This window comes from Cytobacillus sp. T106, assembly GCF_040492155.1.
Taxonomy (GTDB): Bacteria; Bacillota; Bacilli; order Bacillales; family Cytobacillaceae; genus Bacillus_AB; species Bacillus_AB infantis.
On record NZ_JBEUMK010000001.1, the window covers coordinates 292,666 to 315,671 of the forward strand.

Here is a 23,006-nt window from a genome sequence, read left to right on the forward strand (position 1 = left end):
ATGCCCCGGTATAAATACAGCGGCCGTGACCTGAAAGGGAAGAAGTCCGGAATCATAAGTGCAGCCTCAAAACGGGAGGCTATGCTTCAGCTGAAGAAGGATAGCATCAGGGTTACTGAACTTACTGAGATAGCAGAAACCCTGCTTACCAAAGAGCTTTCCATAGGGAACCCAGTGAAGCTGCAGGATTTTGTGATTTATCTGAGGCAGTTTTCCACGCTGCTTCGGGCGGGGGTGACGGTGGTGGATGCCACCGGAATACTCTCTGAACAGACTGAAAGCAAAGCACTAAAAAAGGCTTTAGTAGAAGTTGAGCAGGATCTTAGAGAAGGTAATCCTTTATCAGATGCCGCCGCAAAGCATAGAAAGATTTTTTCCAGTATGTTTGTCAATATGATCAAGGCTGGAGAAGCAGGCGGTAATATGGATGATACGCTGGAGAGGCTTGCTGTCCATTTTGAAAAGCAGCACTTCACGAAGCAGAAGATTGTATCTGCGCTCGCATATCCTGTGGCAGTAGCCATTATTGCTGTTGCGGTAGTCATCTTCCTCCTCGTAAGTGTGGTGCCTACCTTTGTAGAAATGTTTAAAGATTTTGGAGGCGAACTGCCCGCTATCACCCAATTTGTTCTAAACTCTAGTGAATTCATGCAGGCATACTGGTGGCTCGTTGTCATATTGTTTATCGCACTCTTTGTCGGTTTTACTGCTGTCAGAAGCAATAAAAGCTCTAAGTACTATCTGGATTATGCTTTATTGAGGATGCCGATTTTCGGAAAAATGCTGCAGAAAGCGGCTCTTGCAAGGATGACAAGAACACTAAGCTCTTTGTTTGCAAGCTCAGTACCCATTCTCCAGGCAATAGCAATTGTTGAGAATGTGGTGGAGAATGAGGTTGTTGCCAAGGTCCTGAAAAAATCAAGAACCTCGCTTGAAGAAGGACGTTCGCTTACTGAACCGATGAGGAAGCACTGGGTTTTCCCGCCGCTAGTATCACAGATGATAGCCATCGGAGAAGAAACCGGGTCCTTGGATGAAATGCTCTCAAAAGTAGCGGACTTTTACGAAAGAGAAGTAGAAAGTTCGACAGACCGGCTAAAATCACTGATTGAGCCATTAATGATAGTATTCCTGGCCGGAATTGTAGGAACTATCGTTACTTCAATCATGGTGCCGATGTTTGAAATCTTCAACCATGTCGGCTAGTACAAAAAAATTACAAAATCATTTAAAATACGACTTTAGTTATTGTAAGAATTTAGTATAATAGGATTAACCTACTAAAGTAATGGGCCGAAACTCACGATGAAAGGGAGAGAATTATGATTAAAAAATTTGGTCAAAGACTTAAGAATGAAAAAGGTCTAACGCTGATCGAGCTTCTTGCAGTTATTGTTATTTTGGGTATTATTGCGGCGATTGCGATTCCGAGTATTGGGGGAATCATTCAGAAGTCTAAGGAGGATGCTGTGAAGGCGGATGCTATTGCTGTATTAAATGGGGCAAAACTTTATGTAGCTGCAAATGGTATTCCAACGGAAACTTTAAAAGCTACAGATTTAGACTCTTATGTGGACGAACCCAATTTAAAACCCGGCTACTATGTGACGGTTGCAACAACAGGATCAAAAACAACATTTAAAATTACTGCAGAACAAACAGTAGGAAGTGTCACTATAAAATTCAATGGTGCGGATGTTAAACAAATAGATGCTGCAAAAAAAGGAGCAACTTCTATTCCAGCAAGCTCTAATCCTTAAAACTTAAAGGAGTTATAAATTGGTCTACTTATTAACCTTCTCTTACGGCCTCCTCCTAGGCTCCTTCTACAACGTAGTTGGCCTACGAGTGCCGCTAAAGCAGTCAATAGTTAAGCCGCGGTCACATTGTCCATATTGCCAGCATACTTTAAGGCCTTATGAGCTGATTCCGGTAGTGTCCTATCTGCTGCAGGGAGGGAAATGCCGGCGCTGCAAAGCGCCGGTTTCATTTCTGTATCCTGCTGTTGAACTGGCGACCGGCCTGTTATTTGTCCTTGCCCCGCTCTTGATGGGATGGACACTGGAGCTTATCATCGCTTGGACTCTGATTTCTCTGATGGTCATTGTGTTTGTTTCAGATATTAAATATATGATTATTCCAGATAAAGTCCTGCTTGTGTTCGCAGTGATTTTTTTATTGGAACGGATTTTCCTCCCTTTGTCGCCATGGTGGGATTCACTTCTAGGTGCGGCAGCCGGCTTTTTCCTGCTTCTGTTCATTGCCGTTATCAGTAAGGGTGGTATGGGCGGGGGAGATATCAAGCTATTTGCAGTGATTGGGCTGGCGCTCGGAACAAAGCTTGTCCTTTTGACGTTTTTCTTTGCAACCATATTTGGAGCGGTATTTGCCCTCGCGGGGATGTTGATTGGCAAGGTAGAAAAAGGCAAGCCGATCCCGTTCGGTCCATACATAGCACTTGGAAGTCTTACAGCCTATTTTTTTGGCCAGCGTATTCTGGATTGGTATCTTTATTCATTCATATAAGGAGAAATTGATATGGCCCCTCTATTTTCATTCGGGAAAAATCGAATCATCAATATTACGATCAAGGATCATGTCATCCGGATGGCCGAACTGAAGAGCAGTAATGAGCCCGAGCCTCTGCGCTGTGAAGAGCGTTTTTTGCCGAATGGAATTATTAGGGAAGGCAGGATCCAGGATTTTGAAACACTTTCCAGCATTCTTGAGGAATGCGTGAGCGACTGGAAGATCAAGAAAAGAAATATCTCCTTTTTAGTGCCTGACCCTTTTATCATCATTAGAAAACTGGCTATTCCCGAAGATGTGACGAGTGAAGAAATTAAAGGTTATCTGTATATGGAGCTCGGGACAAGCATTCATCTTCCTTTCGAGGATCCAGTCTTTGATTTTGCCCCCTTGCAGGAGGAATCAGAAAAGAGGCAAATTTTGCTGTTTGCAGCTCCTGAAGAGGTTGTAAATGAGTATGTTTCCCTTTTTGAAGAAGCTGGTTTAAGGCCGTCTGCTGCGGATATCTCCTGTCTTGCCTTGTATCGCCTCTATTATGAGTACGACCTTCCGGCTCCTGATGAACATCTCATGATGGTGCAGTTTGATGCCCAGCAGGTGAATGTCAGTATTTTTGAAGGACATGAACCGGTTTTTATGCGCCATCTTATGATTGATGCAGATCATGATAAGTGGGAAGCAGAACCGGGGAGCGGATTGGTGTATAAAGGCGACAAAAGCGAGATTCTTCTTCCACTGGAGGATATTTATAAAGAATTGGACCGGGTCATGAATTTTTACAGATATTCCTTGAACCAGGGCAATAAACAAATCACTAAGATTTTAGCTGATGGCGATCACCCTTGGATGGAGGACATCCGCTCAAGTCTTGCGGAAAGGTTTGACGCCCCCCTGGCAGACCTGGGCGGGGAACATAACACAGAACAGAGAATTAAGCCCCAATTTAATCTTAATGTTGGTTTGGGCTTGAAAGAGGTGTAGACATGCTTGTAGATATCAATCTCCTTCCCCAAAAAGAAAAAAGAAGCAAAGCAGCCTACATCTCTTTGGCAGCTGCAGGTTTGGCAGCTGTCATCTTGTCTGTGTCCCTCTATGTTTACTTAGCCAGCCAAAAAGAGGAATTAAAACAGGTTGAAACTCAAATAGCCCAGACGAATGAAATTCTTGAAGCACAACGAGTGAAACTTGCTGATTATGAATCTTCCAATTCAGTTGGTGAACTTGAAAATGCCATTTCCTGGGCAAAAGAGCAGCCTTTCAGTATGGTTTACATCTTGAATGAAGTGACCAAGCTGCTTCCGGAAAGAGGCTACATAACTGAGTTTGAAAAAGATGAAGAAAACAAAATCAAGCAAATAGTACAGTTTGACACTAAAAGTCAGGCTGCCTATTATTTGAATTCTTTGCTCTCTTTGGGATGGCTCGACGAGGCCGTTTTGACTGAGGCAAAAACTACAGATGTTCTGAAAGATGATGATGAAGAGATCTCTGCGGCTGAAGAAGAAATCCTGCCGCGTTATTTTGCAGCTTATGAATTGCAGATAAACTCCAGCTTGCTTAAGCAAGAAATTGAGGAGAAGGAAGCTGAAGGGGGGACTGCCCCTTGAACCTCCAATTATCCAAAAAACATCTGCTGATCATTTTTCTCTCCATCCTTATACTTGGCGGGGCAGTCGCTGGTGCCTATTATTTGCTCATACTGCCTGTCCATGAGCAGATAGACAGAAAGCAAACTGAATTGAAGCTGGCCAGCCAGGAATTGACCATTTTAGAAAACAAACTGGCTGAAACCGGTGAAAAGACGATCCTCAGCACAATGGAGCTGCAGAAGCAGGTGCCTGTCAAACGGATGCTTGATCAGCTATTACTTGACCTTGAAAAAGCAGAAGTTATTTCTGATACAAATATCATAGAGTTAAAGCTGGACGGAACAGAAGATGATGAGGAAATAGATCTTGTTGCCGAAGCAGCAACAGAAGAGGGCGGGGCGGAACCGGAAAAATCACCAGCCGATGATCAGGAAGCCTCCGATGAAAGTACAAGTGAAGTCAATTCACCTGCAGAGGAGATCCTCCCCAATGGAATCCGAAAGATTTCCTTGACGCTGAGCGGCGAAGCAGCAACCTATTTTGAGATGGAAAAGTTCATCAAGAGCCTGGAATCGCTGAAGCGGATCGTTAAAGTGGAGGTCCTTAACTTCACCGGACTGCCAGAAATTTATTCGGTGGATCAGGATTCGGAGAATGTAGAATTTGAAGTCTCACTTGCAGCATATTATTATCCTAATCTGGAAGAACTCCAAAAAGAGCTGCCTCCTTTGGACGTTCCTGCTGTTTCTAATAAGCAGAACCCCTTGAGCGGTTTCTCCAGCCAGGAGGACGTCGAGATAGAAGAAGAAACTCAGCCTTAATCTATTCTATAGAAACGGGGTCTAGTATGATGAAGAGCTTTGCTAGACTGAATGACAAGGGATTAACTTTAATAGAACTGCTGGCTGTTCTCGTAATCCTGGGCATTATTGCCGCAATCGCCACTGCTTCCATACTGAGTCTGGTTCAGAATTCACGGGATAAAGCCTTTGTCGGCAATGCCTATGCGCTGAATGAAGCAGCGGGCTATTTTGTGAAGCGCGAAGTGACCAGTGGCAATACACTCGCTCAGCGGATCACTTTCAGTATGGTTTCAGAAGCAGGCTTTATGGAAGCTTTTAAGGATCCGTATACAGGCAACTATATTGAACCATCAGATGCCAGCTATGTAGAAATAGACGGGGAGCATATCAGGACGGTATGCCTGTACGGCGAGAACCGTAATCTTTGCTCTTACCAGGGGGCTTCAGGCAAACCGATCCCGGTGCGTGAGCTGTCAATAGATTTAATCGTAAAAGACAACTAAAAAATTTGACGAAAGCATCCTATAACAAGACGACAAAAGTCTTGTTATTTTTTTTTGCCCCTGTGTTAGGATGAAGGCAAATCCAGCAATCGACACGGGGAGGACAAGCTGTGGAAAACCAAGGGAACGGACGGACCATTACGATCAAGCTGAATGGCAAGGATCGGGAAGCCGTGTATATGAAAGACAAAACGGCTCAAAAGGAAAGAGATCCTGCAGAAGAAGTGCAGCACTTAGAGAATGTGGAAGAAGAGTCTGCAGAGGGGAACCTTCTATCAGCAAATGAGGAACTGGCTGAATTGGAGGCAGCTCCTGCCAGGGAAGCGGCAGATGATGAGTTTGACTGGATTCTCCCTGAAATCATGGAGGAGGATCCAGAACCGAAGGAATACAAGATTGCCGCAAAGACGGAAAAGGGAAGCGGGAAGAAAAGCAGTATATTCAGCTCACCGGGAAAGCCTTCCAATCAGAAAGCGCTGGTCCGTTCAGTGGTGATATCTGTATTCTTTGCTGTCCTGTTCGGGACAAGCCTTGGTTTTTTGATGCTGAAGATGGTGATACATGATGGAAGCGCTGAAGAGCCTGAAGGAGCTGCGCAGGCTACAGCAGGCACTGTCAGCAGCACCGATCAGGGAAGCTCAGCCGGAAATGGGACTTTGGCCCTTGAGCCCCTTACAGTTTTTGTTGTTCAGGGCGGTGTTTTTTCAACGAAGGATGCGGCTGAAAAGATCCAGAGCACGATTTTTGAAAAAGGTGCTCCGGCACAGCTGATGGAGATGGAAGGAAAATCTTATCTGTTCCTTGGAGCTGCAGGGTCGCTGGAAGATGCGAAACAGCTTGGAACAGATTATAAGAGCAAGGGAATTGATACATTTGCCAAGGAATTGGCTGCCGGCGGAAAAACTGTGGAGAAGCTGCAGGAGGAAGATGAAAAATTCCTGCAAGCGGCCCCGGGGATATATTCGGCAATGGCTGCAGGAATTGGGGCTGCTTCACCTGGAGCTGCGATTCCGGAAGAAGCATTAAAGCAGGCGGCCGATGTATCAGTACAGCTTGCAGGATTTGATGGAGCAAAGCTTTCTGCGGATCGTGTGGGGGTCATGCAGAAGGAACTCTCAGAAGCGGCAGAGCTAATTGCCAGCTATCAGAAAAACCCGGATGAAAAAGGCTATTACGCGATTCAGCAGCATCTGCTGTCATTCATTGCAGCGTACACTGCACTTTAATAAAAGGGTGAATATTTTCCAGGAAATATCGCACATTATAGGGGGCTGTCGGACTTCATTCGACAAGCTCCCATTTTTTTTGACAAAACTCTTTTAAAAATTGTTAGAACCTATAAATTTTGGTACGATTAGTTTGTATCTCCCAAAATGATACAAGTAAAGGATAGGGTGATTTTTTTGCAGAACCTCATATTAGCCTCTTCTTCTCCACGGCGAAAAGAACTTCTTGAAAATCTTCAGCTGAAATTTGAAGTCTCCAGCAGTGATGTGGACGAAACATTCGAACCGGGAATGCTTCCCGAAAATGTGGTCATGGAGCTTGCGGCCAGGAAAGCGGAGTCTGTCGCCCGGAAAAATCCAGCTGCGTTTGTCATTGGTTCGGACACGATTGTCTTTGCAGACGGTCTTATTCTAGGGAAGCCGGATGGGCGCGGCGATGCATACGATATGCTGACGCGTTTGTCCGGCAGAGTCCATTCGGTTTATACCGGGGTATCAATTATTACTCCGCAAAAAAGCAAGGTTGAATTTTACGAAAAAACGGATGTGGAATTTTGGGAGCTGACAGATGACGAAAAGTCGGCATATATCGAAAGCGGCGAGCCCTTCGACAAGGCCGGATCTTATGGAATCCAGGGTCTTGGTGCAACGCTTGTGAAGCGGATTGATGGTGATTATTTCGCAGTCGTCGGGCTTCCGCTTTCAAGAACAGCAAGAGAATTGAAAAAGGCGGGATTCACTCTGCCTTTTTAAATACTGTACGATCGTCTGCCTCCCTTTCCCGCCGGCAAGGGAGGAACCATATTGAAAACTGAATCATTGATGATTCGTGATTTTCCGCAGGATGAGAGGCCGCGCGAACGCTTTATCCAGAATGGCCCGGAAAGCCTGTCCAATCATGAGCTTCTTGCTCTTATGCTCAGGACCGGGACTAAAGAGGAGTCTGTGCTCCAGCTGTCAAACAGGCTTCTTACCCATTTTGAAGGCCTCCGCCTCCTGAAGGATGCGACGCTTGATGAGATGACCAGCATTAAAGGGATCGGCATGGCCAAGGCCATTCAGGTACTGGCCGCGGTCGAGATAGGGAGGCGAATTTCCAGCCTCTCCTATGATGACCGCTTTGTGATCGGGTCACCTGAGGACGGCGCCAAATATGTCATGAATGACATGCGCTTCCTTTCGCAGGAGCATTTTGTCTGCCTTTACCTGAACACAAAGAATCAGGTGCTCCATAAGCAGACGATTTTCATCGGCAGCCTGAATGCTTCAATCGTTCACCCCAGGGAGGTTTTCAAGGAGGCCTTCAGGAGGTCGGCTGCGTCTATCATCTGCATCCATAACCATCCTTCTGGCGACCCTGCACCAAGCAGGGAGGATATCGAAGTCACGAAGAGGCTGGCGGAGTGCGGGAAAATCATCGGCATTGATGTGCTCGATCATTTGATCATCGGGGAAAACAAATATGTCAGCTTAAAGGAAAAAGGTTATTTATAACACTATGATTTTACCGATTGTTAGGATATAATATAATTTATGATTTTTTAGACTAGAATAAGTCTGCCAACTGCTAACCAGGCTGCTTTTTCAGCCTTCTTCGAATATAAAAATCACCTTAAAAAATTGCATTTCGTATCAGAAAGGGAGATACAGCTATGTTTGGAATCGGAACACGGGATCTTGGAATCGACTTGGGGACTGCCAATACACTCGTTTATGTAAAAGGAAAAGGAATCGCTGTAAGGGAGCCATCTGTGGTTGCCATGCAGACGGATACTAAAAGCATTGTCGCTGTCGGCAATGATGCGAAGAATATGATCGGCCGTACGCCGGGCAATGTAGTGGCGATGCGTCCTATGAAGGACGGCGTTATCGCTGATTATGAAACAACGGCTACCATGATGAAATATTATATCAGACAGGCTGTCAAGAAGGGCTTCTTTGCCGGTAAGCCGTATGTAATGGTATGTGTGCCTTCAGGCATCACCGCTGTAGAACAGCGTGCTGTCATTGATGCAACACGCCAGGCTGGTGCCCGCGATGCTTACCCGATTGAAGAGCCGTTTGCTGCTGCAATCGGTGCAAATCTTCCTGTTTGGGAGCCGACAGGCAGCATGGTTGTCGACATCGGCGGCGGGACGACTGAAGTTGCCATCATTTCACTTGGCGGCATTGTTACGAGCCAGTCAATCCGCATTGCGGGAGATGAAATGGATGATGCAATCATTAATTATATCCGCAAAACTTATAACCTGATGATCGGCGACCGGACAGCTGAAAGCATTAAAATGGAGATCGGCTCCGCCGGTGAGCCTGAAGGCATTGAAAATATGGAAATCCGCGGCCGTGATCTTTTGACAGGACTGCCAAAAACGATAGAAATTACAGCTGAGGAAATTGCCGCTGCCCTTCGTGATACTGTCTATAGCATTGTGGATGCCGTAAAGGTCACCCTGGAAAAAACGCCGCCTGAACTGGCTGCTGATATCATGGACCGGGGGATTGTGCTGACTGGCGGAGGAGCACTTCTCCGCAACTTGGACAAGGTGATTGCAGAGGAAACAAAAATGCCTGTCCTCATCGCTGAAAATCCGCTTGACTGTGTGGCAATCGGCACGGGGAAGGCACTTGACCATATTCACTTATTTAAAAACAAATCCAAAGATTCTTATTAATAACAAAAAGGGCGGCTCCGGGCATGAAGCAGTCATTCGCTTTTATCCTGGAGTCTCTTCTTTTTAAAGAAATAGAGGTGTGAACCATGCCACAGTTTTTCCTGAATAAACGCCTGATCATCCTGCTTGTCAGTATCATTATTCTGGTGGCATTAATCGGATTTTCCCTGAAAGAAAGGGAAAAGCTTTCATGGGCAGAGCAATTTGTGAAAGATACAGCGAGCTGGGCACAGACCATCGTTTCCCGGCCGGCAAGCTATGCTGCCGGATTCTTCGAAAATGTGAAAGACTTGCAGAATACATATGAAGAAAACAAGGAATTGAAGGGCCGGCTTGATCAGCTTGCCATGCTTGAGGCCGATGTCCAGCGCTTGAAGGATGAAAATGAAAAACTGCAGACGATACTCGATAAAAAAGGTGATTTAAGCAAATATAAGCCCATCCAGGCAACTGTGATTGCGAGGAATCCCGACCGCTGGGAAGAGACGCTGATCATCAATAAAGGCGAAAAAGATGGTCTGGAAAAAGATATGGCTGTTATAACAGCCGGCGGCTTGATCGGCAAAGTGAAAAATACGAGCCCTCTTTCCGCCAGCGTTCAGCTCCTCAGCAGCACCGATCCTGCCAACCGGATTTCGGCTGTTATCAATGAAAAGATCTATGGGACGATCGAAGGGTACGATACTAAAAAGAAACTTCTTTTGCTAAAACGGATTCCGTATGATGCCAAAGTAGAAAAAGGAGAGATTGTCTCTACCTCAGGACTTGGCGGTGTTTTTCCATCAGGATTGCCTGTAGGTGTAGTAGAAGAAGTTGTTCCTGATGAGTTCGGATTGAACCAGACTGCTTATGTAAAGCCTGGTGCGGATTTTTATGATATCGAGCATGTGATGGTTGCAAAGCTTTCCATGGAGAAGCCTGATTTGGATATATTGGAAGAAGAGGAGGAATAGAGAATGAAACGGTTTCTTCTTCCTCTTCTCGTTTTATTTTTTTTCGTTCTGGACAGCGTTTTTGTCCAGCTGCTGTCTGCAGAATTGTATAACAGCAAACGGATCATGGTCCCGCATTTCCTGGCGGTCATTATCATTTTCCTGACCATCTACGGCAGTAAAAAACATGGAATTATCTATGGACTGATTTTCGGCCTGCTGTTTGATATTGTGTATACAGATATCATCGGCATCTATTTATTCATGCTGCCGCTGCTGGCCTATATTGCGTCCAAAATCATCCGGATCCTGCATACCAATCTTGCAGTGGTCGCCCTTATCACTCTGTTTGAACTGGCGCTTCTGGAACTGGGTGTGTACGAGATGAATTTCCTGATTCACCGCACAAACATGGAGTTTTCAGTGTTCCTGCAGCAGCGGCTGCTGCCGACGCTTGTGCTGAATCTTGCTTTCATCGTTGTGGTATCCTTTCCTTTTAAGAAGTTTTTCGAAAAGTTCGCACGCGAGCTTGATGAATACGGCCAGTGATATTGAAAAAGCTTGAGGGCAGCCGATAAAAATATTGTGGCAGCATGTAAAACTGCACAGGCGAAAAAAGGATTTTGTGAGCTTATGTCGAATTGTATTATGTGGAGCCGCAGAAAAGGCATACATCTTTTGTATGGCGCATGGCTCAAATCTTCTTAAGGAGCAGCATGGCTGTTCCGGATGGGGATGTAAAGCCGGCCAGCCGGCTGAAATGACTTGGCACATGCCAGGTTTTTCTAATTGAGGTGAACATCTTGCAATGAAGAAAACTCAGAATGTGACAATAAAAGGGACAAAGGACGGCCTGACTCTTCATCTGGACGACTCCTGTTCCTATGAGGAACTGAAAAAGGAGCTTGATAGAAAGCTCTCCGAAAGCGCGAGAACCAATGTAGACCGTCCGCTTATGTCTGTAAGGGTGCAGGCAGGAAACCGCTATCTTACCGCTGATCAGGAGGAAGAGCTGAAGGATTTGATCAGGTCAAAGAAGAACTTTGTCGTTGATTCTGTCAGCTCAAATGTTCTGACTAAGGAAGAGGCGGACAGGGAAAAGAAAGAAAATGAGATTATGTCGGTGGCAAAAATCATCCGCTCAGGGCAGGTCCTTGAAGTTCCTGGCGACCTGCTCCTGATCGGGGATGTGAATCCCGGCGGCACTGTCATGGCGGGAGGAAGCATTTTCATCATGGGCAGCTTAAAGGGAATTGCCCATGCCGGCTGCTACGGAAACAAGCAGGCAGTCATAGCGGCAAGCATGATGAGGCCTTCCCAGCTAAGGATCAGCGACTGCATCAACCGGGCGCCTGATCACAGCAAGGACGAGGACATGAGGGAAATGGAATGTGCCTACATAGATGAAAATGAACAAATGATAGTTGATAGATTGCAGGTTTTAATGCATCTCAGACCAAACTTAACGAGATTGGAAGGGGGACACTAGTGTGGGAGAAGCTATTGTAATTACTTCAGGCAAAGGCGGTGTCGGCAAAACGACTACATCGGCCAACATCGGAACAGCTTTGGCTTTGCAGGGGAAGCGGGTCTGCCTTATCGATACAGATATCGGCCTGCGCAACCTGGACGTGGTGATGGGGCTTGAAAACCGCATCATCTATGATCTGGTGGATGTCATTGAAGGCCGCTGCAAGGTCCATCAGGCTCTTGTGAAGGACAAGCGCTTTGAAGATCTTCTTTATTTGCTTCCTGCTGCCCAGACAAGTGATAAAACCGCTGTAAATCCTGAACAGATGAAAAAGCTGGTAGAAGAGCTGAAGCAGGACTATGATTATATCATTATCGATTGTCCGGCAGGGATCGAACAAGGCTACAAGAATGCCGTTGCCGGAGCAGACAAGGCGATTGTCGTCACGACTCCCGAGGTCTCAGCCGTCCGTGATGCCGACAGGATCATCGGCCTGCTCGAAAAGGAAGAGAATGTCGAAGCGCCCAAACTTGTCATCAACAGGATCCGCAGCCATATGATGAAAAATGGCGATATGCTGGATGTCGATGAAATCACGGCCCATTTATCCATCGACCTGATCGGGATCGTGGCAGATGACGACGAAGTCATCAAAGCATCCAACCACGGCGAACCGATCGCACTCAACCCGAACAGCAAAGCATCCGTCGCCTACCGCAACATCGCCCGCCGCATCCTCGGCGAAGCCGTTCCGCTCCAGCAGCTCGAACAAGAAAACACAGGCATGTTCACCAAACTGAAAAGATTCTTTGGAGTAAAATAGGAGTATCAAAGTTATTAAGGGCTTTAAATTGAGAAATTCTATCTGCTTAGAGATCTTATGACCTAGCACTTTGGTGCCGTAAAAGTTTAAAAATCCTGTTGATTGGAGTGCAAGGCACGAAGACTCCTGCGGGAAATAGCGGAAAAGTTGAGACCCCACAGCGCAAAGCGCGAGGAGGCTCAACTCCGCCCCGCGGAAAGCGAAGTGCCTGGAACGCAAATCAACAGCCTCATACTTAAGCGCAACAAAAAATCTGTTTAATACGATTGGTCTTCAGTCAAAAAAGTCGGTAATCTCCGGCTTTTTTTGTTTGCTTTTTTTAACTGTTCCCAATCGTTGATATTCTCCCAATCTCTCCGCCTCTTTCTCCCCCAAAATGTCATACTCCCCCCAAACCCCTCATAGACTTGTACAAATCAGTTTAGGGACAGGTGGGGAGATTATGCGTTCAAGAGCAGATGAAATACGCAAAAGAATCGAAAAACGGAAAAAAGACCAGGAACGGATCAATAAACAGTTGCAGCACAGGCTTCCCTGGGCAGAAGAGGAGGAAAAGCACGGGTTTGGAAAGATGCCTTCCTATGAAGGCACCTCTCCAGAAGGTGAGCATCCCCTTTTTAAAAAAGAAGTATTCTTCTTTAAGCTGCTGGCCTCTGCATGCCTGGTGCTGGTCACAGCCATCCTTTTCAAAAATCCGTCAGCTGCCTTTGAGCCGGCCAAAAACTTTGTGGCCAAAACGATGGAGACTGACTTTCAGTTTGCCGCTGTGTCGGAATGGTATGAAGAGCAGTTCGGGGAGCCTTTGGCGCTGGTGCCTTTTACGGATTCAAAAAAGGAGAGGGACGAGTCAGCTCCCGCCCAGGAATATGCGCTCCCAGCCTCCGGCAAAATCCTTGAGGAGTTCGATGAGACAGGCCAGAGGGTGACGATTGAGGTCGCAATCGATGCAAATGTGGAATCAGTAGAAGAGGGGCTTGTTAAGTTTGCCAGCAATAAAGAAGGATTCGGGAAAACCGTCATTGTCCAGCATGCTGATAAAACTGAGACATGGTATGGAAATTTGAGCGAGATCAAGGTCAATCTTTATGATTATATCGGCAAAGGTGTCGCAGTGGGAACAGCAGCTGAAGTGCCGGAGAGCGGCAAAGGATCTTTTTATTTTGCGCTAAAGCAAGGCGATGATTTTATCGATCCGATCCAGGTGATGCAATTTGACTAAAATGCTCAGTCTATTCCGGTATATCCACATTCATCCCCTGCTGTGGGCTGTCATCGGGCTGGCAGTGGCAACGGCCCGTTTTCAGGAGGTGATGATGCTCCTCCTGATTGTCTTTGTGCACGAAATGGGTCATGCCTGGGCGGCAGCCCGCTTTTCATGGCGAATTAAAAGAATATCATTGCTTCCATTTGGCGGAGTAGCCGAAATGGATGAGCATGGAAACAGGCCGCTGAAGGAAGAAGCGGCCGTTATTTTGGCCGGGCCTCTCCAGCATGTCTGGCTGATTGCCCTTTCCTACATTCTTTATAGTATGTCAGTGCTGGACGGGGCACTGTTTGAGCTTTTTTTTCAATATAATATCATGATTCTGATTTTCAATCTTCTGCCTATCTGGCCGCTTGATGGGGGGAAGCTGCTGTTTTTATACCTGTCCCAAAAGAAGGCGTTCCCAGATGCCCACAAACAGGCCTTAAGGATTTCACTTGGGGCAGCCCTTATTTTTGCTGCGGTTATGCTGCTGGCAGCGCCCCTTAATCCGAATGTCTGGATTGTGCTCGGCTTCCTGCTTTTTTCCCTGCATTTTGAATGGAAGCAGCGGCGGTTTATTTTTATGAGATTCCTGCTGGAGCGGTATTATGGAAACCGGAATGAGTTCAAAGTACTGAAGCCATTGATCGTCAAAGAGGATGAGATGGTTGTCGAAGTGCTTGAGCGTTTCCAGCGCGGCACCAAGCATCCGATTATTGTGGAAAAGGATGGAAAGGAGCATGCAGCACTTGATGAGAATGAGCTCCTTCATGCCTATTTTTCCGAAAAGCTTACCACAGCACGAATGGCTGATTTGCTTTATGCCTATTAAAGCTTGATAATAATAGACAAAGATTTTTAGATATATCAAAGCGGGGAATAAAGTTGAAAAAATTAGTCATCAATTACGCAACAAGGGAAAAACGTTATGCAGTTCTGAATGAATCGGGCAAGCCGGAAAAGCTGATCATTGACCAGCCGAAAAATCTATCCGCAGTAGGCAGCATTTATCTCGGGACGGTCGCAAAGGTGCTGCCTGGGATGAATGCTGCTTTCGTTGAGATTGGGGAAGAAAAGAGCGGGTTTCTGCACCGCGACAGGCTCGCATCATATGTGCGTTCAGCCGAAGACAAAGAGAAGAAAGACAAAAAATCAATCTCCTCTTTTGTTCGTGAAGGTGAAAAACTGCTTGTACAGGTTGAAAAAGATGCGGCGGGCACGAAAGGTCCCCGGCTTACCAATGTCATTGAATTCCAGGGCGAAAAGCTGATTTATATGCCCTTTGGCCGGTATGTGGCCGTTTCAAGGAAAATAGAGAATGACTCTGAAAGGGAAGAGCTGAGAACGCTCGGGATGAAACTGAAGGAAGAAGAAGAAGGGCTCATCTTCCGTACTTCTGCTGCAGGAGCATCTGAAGAAGAATTCCAAAAAGAACTGGAGGAGCTTCGTGCAGAACACCGTGAGCTTGCTAAAAAGGCTGCTTCGGTAAAGAAGCCTGCAAAGCTTGCTGAAAAAGAAACCTTCCTGGAGGAAGCGGCAGCTGAGATGGCCAGGCTTGGAGCCGGCGAGGTGGTGGTTGACGACCTTGCTGTAAAGCAGAAACTGGAAAAAGCAGCGGCAGAGTCTGTAGTCCGTTACTACAATAATAAGGAAAGCATTTTCTCTGCCTATAATCTTGACCAGGAAATCGATAGGGCGCTAAAAAAAATCGTCTGGCTTGATAACGGCGCCTATCTTATCTTTGACGAAGCAGAGGCTCTGACTGTCATCGATGTGAATACAGGAAAATACTCCGGCCGGGAAAATCTGCGCGACACGGTTCTCAGGACTAATGAATGGGCGGCGGCAGAGGCTGCAAGGCAGATCAGGCTCAGGGACATCGGCGGCATGATTCTGATTGATTTCATTGATATGAAAGAGGAAAGAGACCGGCAGCATATTTCAAGGGTGATGGAAAAAGAGCTCCGCAAAGATGAGCGGAGGAAGAGGATCGTCGGGTTCACTCCGCTAGGCATATTGCAGATTACAAGGAAAAAGACGCGTGCTGCCCTTTCTGAATCGCTTACGGTCAAGTGTACTGCCTGTGAAGGGACTGGGCGGATGGTCAGTGCAGAGACAGCGGCCTTCCGGCTTGAGCGGGAAATTTGGGAAATGCGGGGAAGCGATTATGAAGCCGCCCTCATAAGGCTCTCTGCAGATGTTTTGGATGTTTTTTCGGGCGAGCAGGGCATTCACCGGAAAAGGCTGGAAGAAACATGCGGCCTCAGGCTCTTTTTTGCTGCAGAAGACTCCGGGATTCCTTTTTATGAAATCCGCCAGCTGGGAAGCCTGAAGGAAATTGAAGCGAAGCATAAAAAGCAATAAAGCTTCCTGATTTAAAACCGGGATAATGTATTGACACACTCTCTGAATATATGATAGTATTCTTATGTTATGTTTGTAGCGCACCAAGCTACAACCGCTCAGAGCAGGTATTCAAGTTTTTGCTTTTTGCAAAACGCCTGCAATTGGCGAGTCTTAGTCTATAAGGAGGTGCAGTTCATGTACGCTATTATCGAAACTGGTGGAAAGCAGATCAAAGTTGAAGAAGGCCAAGCTATCTTCATCGAAAAGCTGGACACTGTAGAAGGCGAAACAGTTACTTTTGACAAAGTTTTATTCGTAGGCGGCGACAATGTAAAGGTAGGAAGCCCTGTAGTTGAAGGCGCTACTGTAACGGCTAAAGTTGAAAAACAAGGCCGTGCAAAGAAGATCATTGTCTTCAAATACAAAGCGAAGAAAAACTATCGTAAAAAGCAAGGTCATCGTCAGCCGTTCACTAAAGTTGTGATCGAAAAGATCAACGCATAAGGTTTGGCTGTATGATCCATACGACGATTATTCGTACTGAAGCCGGCCGCGTCAGGTCTTTTTCATTGAGCGGGCATGCCCTTTTTGCCAACCATGGCAAAGATATCGTATGTGCAGGCGTTTCTGCAGTGTCCATCGGTGCCATCAACAGCATCATGGCGCTGACAGGAGTCGAGCCTGACATCGAACAGGGAGACAGCGGCTTTCTCCGATGCGACATTCCGCAGGATCTTCCTGAAGAGACGCAAGAGAAAGTCCAGCTTCTGCTGGAAGGCATGATTGTTTCATTGGAGACGATTGAGCGTGAGTATGGCAAGCACATAAAAATAACCTTCAAAAAATAGGAGGTGAAACAAATGCTAAGATTAGATCTTCAGTTTTTCGCTTCTAAAAAAGGAGTAGGTTCTACAAAGAACGGCCGTGACTCAATCTCTAAGCGCCTTGGCGCTAAGCGTGCAGACGGTCAATTCGTATCCGGCGGTTCTATCCTTTACCGTCAGCGCGGTACAAAGATCTACCCTGGAGTGAACGTTGGACGCGGAGGCGACGATACTCTTTTCGCGAAAGTGGACGGAGTTGTCAAGTTCGAGCGTGTAGGCCGTGACCGCAAGCAAGTGAGCGTTTATCCAGCTGCTCAAGAAGCTTAAGCTTACCACAGAAAACTCTAACCGACAGGTTAGAGTTTTCTTTTTTCCTTTAGATGCGATTCCAGCGATAGGGCTGATGATCAAGCGTGGACCGCGGAAAGGGCATGGATCCCCCATCGGGCTGCCGTGGCTTTTCCGCGGTTCGCCGGCTTGTGCCCGGCTGCCTTGAATTCTTAATTTTAACAGGAAATTGCTTACTCCCATCTTCTTTTTTGATATACTATCAGCAGGCAATCTTATGACACTAATAATTGTGTAGGAGTGCATTTATGGAAAAAGATTGGAGCACAGTTGAGGTTTTGCGGCATGCACGCCATGACTGGATGAATAAAATACAATTAATTAAAGGAAATCTTTCCCTAAGCAAATATGACAGAGCCAAGGAAATCATCGATGAAATCGTTGTAGAAGCCCAGAATGAAGCAAAGCTTTCCAACTTGAATATTCCCCAATTTGCCTCCCTGCTGTTTACCTACAATTGGGAAAACCATTCGTTCCAGATTGAGTATGAGGTGCTGGATGATGTCAAGTGCAGAAAACTGGATGACCAGTTCCTGGAGAGCTGGACAAGGTCCTTTTTTGCAAGGCTGGACGATTCGGTCAAACCCTTTCATGATAACCATTTATCGGTATTGATAGAGCCTCAGGAGGATGGAATCCGTTTGTTTTTTGATTTTAGCGGAATAATAACAGAGAGAGAATCGATCAGATCTTATCTGGGAGAGCAGCACCAGGCCATCAGGATGAAGATGGAGGAGCTGTCTGAGCAGGAGCTGGCCCTGGAAGTGTTTATGCCATTCAGCAGGGGATTGGAGTAGCTGGGTGCGCCCGGAAGGGGATTCGCTGAGCCTTGCTTAGGGCAAAGCAGATTTTTACTGCTGTAGCTTCGCATTTTTGTGTACATACAGCAGACAGGAGGAGTTTTTAATATGTTTGTCGATCAAACGAAGATATATGTGAAAGGCGGAGACGGAGGCAACGGGATGGTTGCTTTCCGCCGTGAAAAGTACGTGCCTAAGGGCGGCCCTGCAGGCGGGGACGGAGGCAAGGGTGCAGATGTTGTGTTTGAGGTGGAAGAAGGCCTGCGGACCCTGATGGATTTCCGATATAACCGCCATTTCAAAGCATCCCGCGGGGAACATGGAATGTCCAAAAATCAGCATGGCAGAAATTCAAAGGATATGATTATCAAGGTTCCGCCGGGAACGGTTGTGACCGATGCGGATACGAAAGAAGTTATAGCAGATCTGACTGAGCATGGGCAAAGGGCCATCATCGCAAAAGGCGGACGCGGAGGGCGGGGCAATACCAGATTCGCTACTCCTGCCAACCCTGCGCCGGAGCTGTCAGAGCATGGCGAGCCTGGCCAGGAGCGGGAAGTAGTCCTCGAACTGAAGCTTCTCGCTGATGTCGGGCTTGTCGGATTCCCAAGCGTCGGGAAATCTACCCTGCTTTCGGTTGTGTCTTCAGCAAGGCCAAAGATTGCCGAGTACCATTTTACAACAATCGCCCCGAATTTAGGGATGGTTGAAACAGAAGATGGAAGAAGCTTTGTAATGGCAGACCTGCCCGGGCTGATTGAAGGGGCGCACTCAGGCGTTGGACTGGGGCATCAGTTCCTCCGCCATATCGAAAGGACCCGTGTCATTGTCCATGTTATTGATATGGCAGCAGTGGAAGGCCGGGATCCGTATGAGGATTACCTGACAATCAATAAAGAGCTGAAAGAGTACAATCTTCGCCTGACAGAGCGTCCGCAGATCATTGTAGCCAATAAAATGGACATGCCGGAAGCTGAAGAAAATCTGAAGGAATTCAAGAGCAGGCTGACTGATGATCACCCGATTTTCCCGATCTCCGCTTTTACAAGGCAGGGCCTCAGGGATCTGCTGTTTGCTGTTGCAGATAAGATCGAGGAAACGCCTGAATTTCCTCTCATGGAAGATGAAGAAGAGGATAATGGCATTAACCGGGTTGTCTATAAGCATGAAAAGCCTCAGACTGAGTTTGTAATCACAAGGGATCCGGACGGAAGCTTCGTCCTTTCCGGCGATGCTGTCATCAAAGTGTTCAAGATGACCGATTTTTCACGGGAAGAATCTGTCCGCCGTTTCGCGCGCCAGCTGAGGGGCATGGGCGTGGACGAGGCACTGAGGGAACGCGGAGCCAAGGATGGCGACACGATCAAGCTGCTTGAGTTTGAATTTGAATTTGTTGAATAGCATATAAAGCCGCTGCGCCGGAACCGTGTCGGGCCGGCGCAGGCTTCATGGCTTTTTCAAGGAAAATTTTACATACATAGACACTGCTTTACGCGAAGGGGTGAAAGGAATGAGACAGGATAAGTCAGATAGGAAATTTTATTTGGTCCGTGAAGATGTCCTTCCGGAAGCCATGAAAAAAACGCTTGAAGCGAAGGAAATGATTGATAGAGGGAAAGCGGAATCGGTGTGGGACGCTGTCCAGAAGGTCGACTTGAGCAGAAGTGCCTTCTATAAGTACCGGGATACCGTCTTCCCTTTTCATACTGTGATCAAAGAGCGGCTTATCACCCTGTTTTTCCATTTGGAGGACAGGTCAGGAACATTATCTCAGCTGCTTGGGATTGTTGCATCCTCAGGCTGCAATGTTTTAACGATTCATCAGACCATCCCTCTGCAAAGCAGGGCGAATGTCACCATGTCTCTCAATACGAGCGGGATGGGAATTGAAATCGATGAGCTTTTGGCCAGGCTGAGAAAATTGGAATTTGTTGAAAAAGTAGAGGTGCTGGGATCAGGTGCATAGCCATATTCCCGGCGCCTTTTTTTAAAACCGGGCGGCATCCCCTGCAGGTTTGTAGAGTTTTATCCATTCCCATCTTGAAAACTAAGGACATACACAGTGTAAAGTGTTAAAGTATATAAAAAGAACTGTGGATTTGTTTGGGAGGAGTATTGACTATGAAAGCAGGCTATCTTGGGCCAAAGGCTACATTCACTGACTTGGCAGTAAGGGCGATGTTTCCGGAGACGGAATCTATCCCTTACCGCACCATTCCAGGCTGCATGGACGCAGTCTTGAATGAAGAAATTGATTTTGCGGTTGTTCCGATTGAGAATGCGCTTGAAGGATCTGTCAATATTACGCTGGATTATTTGGTTCATGAAGTGGATTTGCCGATCTGCGGGGAGATAACGGCTCCAATCAGCCAGCATCTGATGGTGCATCCGGAGCATGCAGAAGAGTGGCAGGATACTGAAATCATTTACAGCCATTCTCATGCGATCGCCCAATGCCATAAATTCCTCCACCAGGATTTGAGGGGCATCCCGTCAGAAAATATGACCTCGACGGCTGCTGCCGCTCAATTTGTGAAAGAGAATCCGGAAAAGAAGGCAGCCGCCATTGCCAATGAACTCGCGGCAGAGGAATATGGATTGGTTATTGTAAAAAGGGATATTCATGATTTTCAATATAACCACACCCGCTTTGCTGTTATTTCGAAAAAGCCTGTCAAGCTTGATAGAACAAAGGCGCTGGGCTTTAAAACGACCGTTATGGCCACCTTGCCCTCAGACCGGGCAGGTGCGCTTCATCAGGTTTTATCTGCATTTGCCTGGAGAAAGCTGAATTTGACCAAGATTGAATCAAGGCCGATGAAAACGGGGCTTGGCAATTATTTTTTCATCATTGATATTGATATGGAAGCCGATGATATCCTGATACCGGGAGCGGTAGCAGAGCTGGAAGCGCTGGGATGCGGAGTGAAAATACTGGGAAGCTATCCGTATTACCAGATTGGCAGGAAAACGAGGGATAAGGCGTCCAATGCGCATTAATTACTAAAAGAAAGGCCGGGCTGCTGAAGCCCGGCCTTTTTGCGTATTAGGATGAACATCCGCTCTACGGAAGGTCAACGAGGAAAGCAGCTTCCGAAAGGGCCTGTTCTGCAGCATCCAGAATTGCCTCAGAAGGAGCAGTGATGGTATGGAGGTGAAAGCCTCCGGTAAGCTCTGAGAGGAAGGAAGCATTGGTTTTCCTGATTTTTTCCAAAAACTGTTTGACTTCCCGCCGGTTGGAAACCATGATGGATGCTGTGAGGTCCCCATATACAGGATGCTCAATCTTCACATCCTTAACAGTTGCCCCGTGGTCTACAAGCAGATTCAGCTCCTCTTCTGTCTTGTCTGGAGAGTGGGAGCAGGCGACCGTCCGTTCGAACAGCTGGGCGGGAGGAACCTGCTGAAGATAGAGGTATCCCTGGCTGGTGGCAATGATCGGCTCATTCTTTGCCTTAAGAAGCGTGATATCGCCGACGATGACCTGCCTGCTAACATTCGCTTTTCTGGCAAGCTCGCTCCCTGTGACTGGCTCCTGGCGGGATTTCAGGAGATCCAGCAGCATAGAGCGCCGTTCATCCCCCAGAACTTTTTTCTGTCCGTTCATACAAAACTCTCCTAACACCTTTTATAATGAACCATTTTAACACAGCATTTTCCTGAAAGCGATCATTCAGCGGCAGGCTTGTGCCGGCTGTAATCCCTGATGATGCCGGCAATTGTGCTGCCAAGTTCTCTGATTTCCTCAAAGGAAGAATCCCGCCCAAAGGAAATACGGATAAATTCCTTTGCTGCAGCATCTTCTATCCCCATCGCCTGCATGGTCTTGGAAGGATTCTGCATGCCTGTCTGGCAGGCGCTTCCTGTTGATATCGCAAATCCTCTCCGATTGCATTCAAGCATCACCCATTGTCCTTCAATCCCGCTGATCCCAAGCCCGACCGTAGAGGCAAGCTGCTCCCCGGAAAAGCCGGAACCATATACTGAAATAGGCAGGTCCGCCTCTTTCAGCACGCCAAGAAATTCTTTCCTCTGCCTGTCAGCAAGCGCCGAAAAGTCAGCCATGGTGCTGTATGCCTTGCCTGCGGCTTCTGTCATAGCCGCTATCCCTGGGACATTTACAGTGCCGGGCCTGAAACCATTCTCATGCGAACTGCCTGGATAATAAGGCTTCCAGGAAAGATCGGGTCTGACGTATACAGCTCCAGCTCCTTTCGGTCCGTAAAATTTGTGGGCAGAAATTGAAAGGCTGTCGACATGTCCAAGAATGCCGGCCAGCTCCATTTTTCCAAAAGAATGGACCATATCGCTGTGCAGCAGAATTCCATTATTTCGGCAAAGTGCGCTTATTTCCATCAGTGGCTGGATGGTCCCGATCTCGGAATTGCTGTGCTGAATGACAGCCAGCACTGTATTTTCCCTTATAGCAGCTTCAAAGTCGGAAATTCTGATTCTTCCTTTTTCATCAAAAGGCAGGAGTGTTATATCACAGCCTTCTTCCTCAAGCCGCCTGAGTGTACTGTGGACAGAAGAATGCTCTGCCTTGCCTGCTATGATGTGCTTTCCTTTCTTTTCCGCAGCAGAAAGCAGTGCATGGATGGCAAGGAAATTTCCCTCGCTTCCCCCGCTTGTAAAAAAAATCCCTTCCTTCTCGGCACCGAGCATGAGGGACAGCTGGGAACGGCAGCTTTCGAGAAGGGAAGCTGCACGGCTGCCGGTGTCATGCAGGCTGCCTGTATTGCCGAAATATTCCCCGGCCGCTTTTACATATACATTTGCCGCATCCTGATCTAATGGAGACGTCGCAGCATAATCAAAATATTTCATCGTAAACCAGCTTCCAATCTATGAATATTAAAAATCACTTGTCATAAGTTTAATTCTATGTAAATAT

General features: G+C 46.9%; 27 protein-coding genes and 1 other annotated feature. Of the genes, 25 read left to right on the forward strand and 2 right to left on the reverse strand.

The genetic code is table 11. The features are described 5' to 3' along the window. The 25 genes from ABU165_RS01395 to pheA all read left to right on the forward strand — a co-directional run bounded on the left by ABU165_RS01395 (position 1) and on the right by pheA (position 21,112). A complete protein-coding gene (locus ABU165_RS01395; RefSeq protein WP_318059586.1) occupies positions 1-1,206 on the forward strand; it encodes a type II secretion system F family protein in 1,206 nt (401 codons plus the stop codon). Positions 1,207-1,322: 116 nt separating this feature from the next. Further along, positions 1,323-1,760: a prepilin-type N-terminal cleavage/methylation domain-containing protein gene (locus ABU165_RS01400; protein WP_318059585.1), complete on the forward strand. Its 438-nt coding sequence runs from the start codon at positions 1,323-1,325 to the stop codon at positions 1,758-1,760. A 19-nt stretch (positions 1,761-1,779) separates the two neighbouring features. Further along, on the forward strand, positions 1,780-2,526 hold the full coding sequence (locus tag ABU165_RS01405) for a prepilin peptidase (protein ID WP_318059584.1): 747 nt from the start codon (positions 1,780-1,782) through the stop codon (positions 2,524-2,526). Between the two features lie 12 nt (positions 2,527-2,538). Beyond that, on the forward strand, positions 2,539-3,510 hold the full coding sequence (gene pilM / locus ABU165_RS01410; protein WP_318059583.1) for a type IV pilus biogenesis protein PilM: 972 nt from the start codon (positions 2,539-2,541) through the stop codon (positions 3,508-3,510). Between the two features lie 2 nt (positions 3,511-3,512). After that, positions 3,513-4,136 (forward strand): PilN domain-containing protein, encoded by a 624-nt coding sequence (locus ABU165_RS01415; RefSeq protein ID WP_318059582.1) that lies wholly within the window; start codon positions 3,513-3,515, stop codon positions 4,134-4,136. After that, entirely contained in the window at positions 4,133-4,939 is an 807-nt protein-coding gene (locus tag ABU165_RS01420; RefSeq protein WP_318059581.1) for a pilus assembly protein PilO, read from the forward strand. The genes ABU165_RS01415 and ABU165_RS01420 overlap by 4 nt, the downstream gene beginning before the upstream one ends. Before the next feature lie 29 nt (positions 4,940-4,968). After that, positions 4,969-5,424 (forward strand): type II secretion system protein, encoded by a 456-nt coding sequence (locus ABU165_RS01425; protein WP_353762503.1) that lies wholly within the window; start codon positions 4,969-4,971, stop codon positions 5,422-5,424. 110 nt (positions 5,425-5,534) lie between these two features. After that, positions 5,535-6,650: a hypothetical protein gene (locus tag ABU165_RS01430; RefSeq protein ID WP_318059580.1), complete on the forward strand. Its 1,116-nt coding sequence runs from the start codon at positions 5,535-5,537 to the stop codon at positions 6,648-6,650. A gap of 177 nt (positions 6,651-6,827) precedes the next feature. Then, a complete protein-coding gene (locus ABU165_RS01435) occupies positions 6,828-7,403 on the forward strand; it encodes a Maf family protein (protein WP_094766966.1) in 576 nt (191 codons plus the stop codon). Between the two features lie 51 nt (positions 7,404-7,454). Further along, a complete protein-coding gene (gene radC, locus ABU165_RS01440) occupies positions 7,455-8,144 on the forward strand; it encodes a RadC family protein (protein WP_318059579.1) in 690 nt (229 codons plus the stop codon). A gap of 158 nt (positions 8,145-8,302) precedes the next feature. Further along, on the forward strand, positions 8,303-9,322 hold the full coding sequence (locus ABU165_RS01445; protein WP_009796092.1) for a rod shape-determining protein: 1,020 nt from the start codon (positions 8,303-8,305) through the stop codon (positions 9,320-9,322). Between the two features lie 86 nt (positions 9,323-9,408). Next, positions 9,409-10,275: a rod shape-determining protein MreC gene (gene mreC, locus ABU165_RS01450; RefSeq protein ID WP_318059578.1), complete on the forward strand. Its 867-nt coding sequence runs from the start codon at positions 9,409-9,411 to the stop codon at positions 10,273-10,275. Positions 10,276-10,278: 3 nt separating this feature from the next. Beyond that, the gene (gene mreD / locus ABU165_RS01455) at positions 10,279-10,803 is read left to right on the forward strand and encodes a rod shape-determining protein MreD (RefSeq protein WP_009796094.1); all 525 of its coding nucleotides are present in this window, start codon (positions 10,279-10,281) and stop codon (positions 10,801-10,803) included. A 259-nt stretch (positions 10,804-11,062) separates the two neighbouring features. Next, the gene (gene minC / locus ABU165_RS01460; RefSeq protein WP_094766969.1) at positions 11,063-11,743 is read left to right on the forward strand and encodes a septum site-determining protein MinC; all 681 of its coding nucleotides are present in this window, start codon (positions 11,063-11,065) and stop codon (positions 11,741-11,743) included. A gap of 1 nt (position 11,744) precedes the next feature. Further along, a complete protein-coding gene (gene minD, locus ABU165_RS01465) occupies positions 11,745-12,548 on the forward strand; it encodes a septum site-determining protein MinD (protein WP_094766970.1) in 804 nt (267 codons plus the stop codon). 442 nt (positions 12,549-12,990) lie between these two features. Beyond that, entirely contained in the window at positions 12,991-13,767 is a 777-nt protein-coding gene (locus ABU165_RS01470; RefSeq protein ID WP_101550415.1) for a M23 family metallopeptidase, read from the forward strand. After that, entirely contained in the window at positions 13,760-14,626 is an 867-nt protein-coding gene (locus ABU165_RS01475) for a M50 family metallopeptidase (protein WP_101550413.1), read from the forward strand. Before ABU165_RS01470 ends, ABU165_RS01475 begins: the two co-directional genes overlap by 8 nt. Positions 14,627-14,679: 53 nt before the next feature. Then, a complete protein-coding gene (locus ABU165_RS01480; protein WP_318059577.1) occupies positions 14,680-16,158 on the forward strand; it encodes an Rne/Rng family ribonuclease in 1,479 nt (492 codons plus the stop codon). An 82-nt stretch (positions 16,159-16,240) separates the two neighbouring features. After that, positions 16,241-16,322: a sequence feature (ribosomal protein L21 leader region), on the forward strand. Between the two features lie 13 nt (positions 16,323-16,335). Then, positions 16,336-16,644 (forward strand): 50S ribosomal protein L21, encoded by a 309-nt coding sequence (rplU, locus tag ABU165_RS01485; protein ID WP_009796103.1) that lies wholly within the window; start codon positions 16,336-16,338, stop codon positions 16,642-16,644. An 11-nt stretch (positions 16,645-16,655) separates the two neighbouring features. Then, positions 16,656-16,988 carry a ribosomal-processing cysteine protease Prp gene (locus ABU165_RS01490; RefSeq protein ID WP_009796104.1) on the forward strand — a complete coding sequence of 111 codons (333 nt, stop codon included), beginning with the start codon at positions 16,656-16,658 and terminating at the stop codon, positions 16,986-16,988. 12 nt (positions 16,989-17,000) lie between these two features. Then, positions 17,001-17,291, forward strand: coding sequence for a 50S ribosomal protein L27 (gene rpmA / locus ABU165_RS01495; RefSeq protein WP_009796105.1), 291 nt, complete (start codon positions 17,001-17,003; stop codon positions 17,289-17,291). 269 nt (positions 17,292-17,560) lie between these two features. After that, complete coding sequence (locus ABU165_RS01500; protein WP_009796106.1) at positions 17,561-18,109, forward strand: sporulation initiation phosphotransferase B; 549 nt, start codon at positions 17,561-17,563, stop codon at positions 18,107-18,109. 111 nt (positions 18,110-18,220) lie between these two features. Continuing rightward, positions 18,221-19,513: a GTPase ObgE gene (obgE, locus tag ABU165_RS01505; RefSeq protein WP_094766974.1), complete on the forward strand. Its 1,293-nt coding sequence runs from the start codon at positions 18,221-18,223 to the stop codon at positions 19,511-19,513. A 109-nt stretch (positions 19,514-19,622) separates the two neighbouring features. Next, positions 19,623-20,078, forward strand: coding sequence for an ACT domain-containing protein (locus ABU165_RS01510; protein ID WP_035403585.1), 456 nt, complete (start codon positions 19,623-19,625; stop codon positions 20,076-20,078). Between the two features lie 155 nt (positions 20,079-20,233). Further along, complete coding sequence (gene pheA / locus ABU165_RS01515; RefSeq protein WP_318059575.1) at positions 20,234-21,112, forward strand: prephenate dehydratase; 879 nt, start codon at positions 20,234-20,236, stop codon at positions 21,110-21,112. Positions 21,113-21,176: 64 nt separating this feature from the next. On the opposite strand, the gene ABU165_RS01520 is transcribed toward pheA, so the two are convergent. Next, a complete protein-coding gene (locus ABU165_RS01520) occupies positions 21,177-21,719 on the reverse strand; it encodes a transcription repressor NadR (protein WP_009796110.1) in 543 nt (180 codons plus the stop codon). A gap of 62 nt (positions 21,720-21,781) precedes the next feature. Then, on the reverse strand, positions 21,782-22,939 hold the full coding sequence (locus tag ABU165_RS01525) for an IscS subfamily cysteine desulfurase (RefSeq protein WP_318059574.1): 1,158 nt from the start codon (positions 22,937-22,939) through the stop codon (positions 21,782-21,784). Positions 22,940-23,006 lie beyond the last annotated feature (67 nt).

What these genes read in the sequence shown, in the direction of transcription:
- ABU165_RS01395 (WP_318059586.1), top strand. Translation starts at nt 1, where the DNA reads ATGCCCCGGTATAAATACAGCGGCCGTGACCTGAAAGGGAAGAAGTCC.
- ABU165_RS01400 (WP_318059585.1), top strand. Translation starts at nt 1,323, where the DNA reads ATGATTAAAAAATTTGGTCAAAGACTTAAGAATGAAAAAGGTCTAACG.
- pilM (WP_318059583.1), top strand. Translation starts at nt 2,539, where the DNA reads ATGGCCCCTCTATTTTCATTCGGGAAAAATCGAATCATCAATATTACG.
- ABU165_RS01415 (WP_318059582.1), top strand. Translation starts at nt 3,513, where the DNA reads ATGCTTGTAGATATCAATCTCCTTCCCCAAAAAGAAAAAAGAAGCAAA.
- ABU165_RS01425 (WP_353762503.1), top strand. Translation starts at nt 4,969, where the DNA reads ATGAAGAGCTTTGCTAGACTGAATGACAAGGGATTAACTTTAATAGAA.
- ABU165_RS01445 (WP_009796092.1), top strand. Translation starts at nt 8,303, where the DNA reads ATGTTTGGAATCGGAACACGGGATCTTGGAATCGACTTGGGGACTGCC.
- mreC (WP_318059578.1), top strand. Translation starts at nt 9,409, where the DNA reads ATGCCACAGTTTTTCCTGAATAAACGCCTGATCATCCTGCTTGTCAGT.
- mreD (WP_009796094.1), top strand. Translation starts at nt 10,279, where the DNA reads ATGAAACGGTTTCTTCTTCCTCTTCTCGTTTTATTTTTTTTCGTTCTG.
- minC (WP_094766969.1), top strand. Translation starts at nt 11,063, where the DNA reads ATGAAGAAAACTCAGAATGTGACAATAAAAGGGACAAAGGACGGCCTG.
- ABU165_RS01470 (WP_101550415.1), top strand. Translation starts at nt 12,991, where the DNA reads ATGCGTTCAAGAGCAGATGAAATACGCAAAAGAATCGAAAAACGGAAA.
- rplU (WP_009796103.1), top strand. Translation starts at nt 16,336, where the DNA reads ATGTACGCTATTATCGAAACTGGTGGAAAGCAGATCAAAGTTGAAGAA.
- ABU165_RS01490 (WP_009796104.1), top strand. Translation starts at nt 16,656, where the DNA reads ATGATCCATACGACGATTATTCGTACTGAAGCCGGCCGCGTCAGGTCT.
- rpmA (WP_009796105.1), top strand. Translation starts at nt 17,001, where the DNA reads ATGCTAAGATTAGATCTTCAGTTTTTCGCTTCTAAAAAAGGAGTAGGT.
- ABU165_RS01500 (WP_009796106.1), top strand. Translation starts at nt 17,561, where the DNA reads ATGGAAAAAGATTGGAGCACAGTTGAGGTTTTGCGGCATGCACGCCAT.
- obgE (WP_094766974.1), top strand. Translation starts at nt 18,221, where the DNA reads ATGTTTGTCGATCAAACGAAGATATATGTGAAAGGCGGAGACGGAGGC.
- ABU165_RS01510 (WP_035403585.1), top strand. Translation starts at nt 19,623, where the DNA reads ATGAGACAGGATAAGTCAGATAGGAAATTTTATTTGGTCCGTGAAGAT.
- pheA (WP_318059575.1), top strand. Translation starts at nt 20,234, where the DNA reads ATGAAAGCAGGCTATCTTGGGCCAAAGGCTACATTCACTGACTTGGCA.
- ABU165_RS01520 (WP_009796110.1), bottom strand. Translation starts at nt 21,719, where the DNA reads ATGAACGGACAGAAAAAAGTTCTGGGGGATGAACGGCGCTCTATGCTG.
- ABU165_RS01525 (WP_318059574.1), bottom strand. Translation starts at nt 22,939, where the DNA reads ATGAAATATTTTGATTATGCTGCGACGTCTCCATTAGATCAGGATGCG.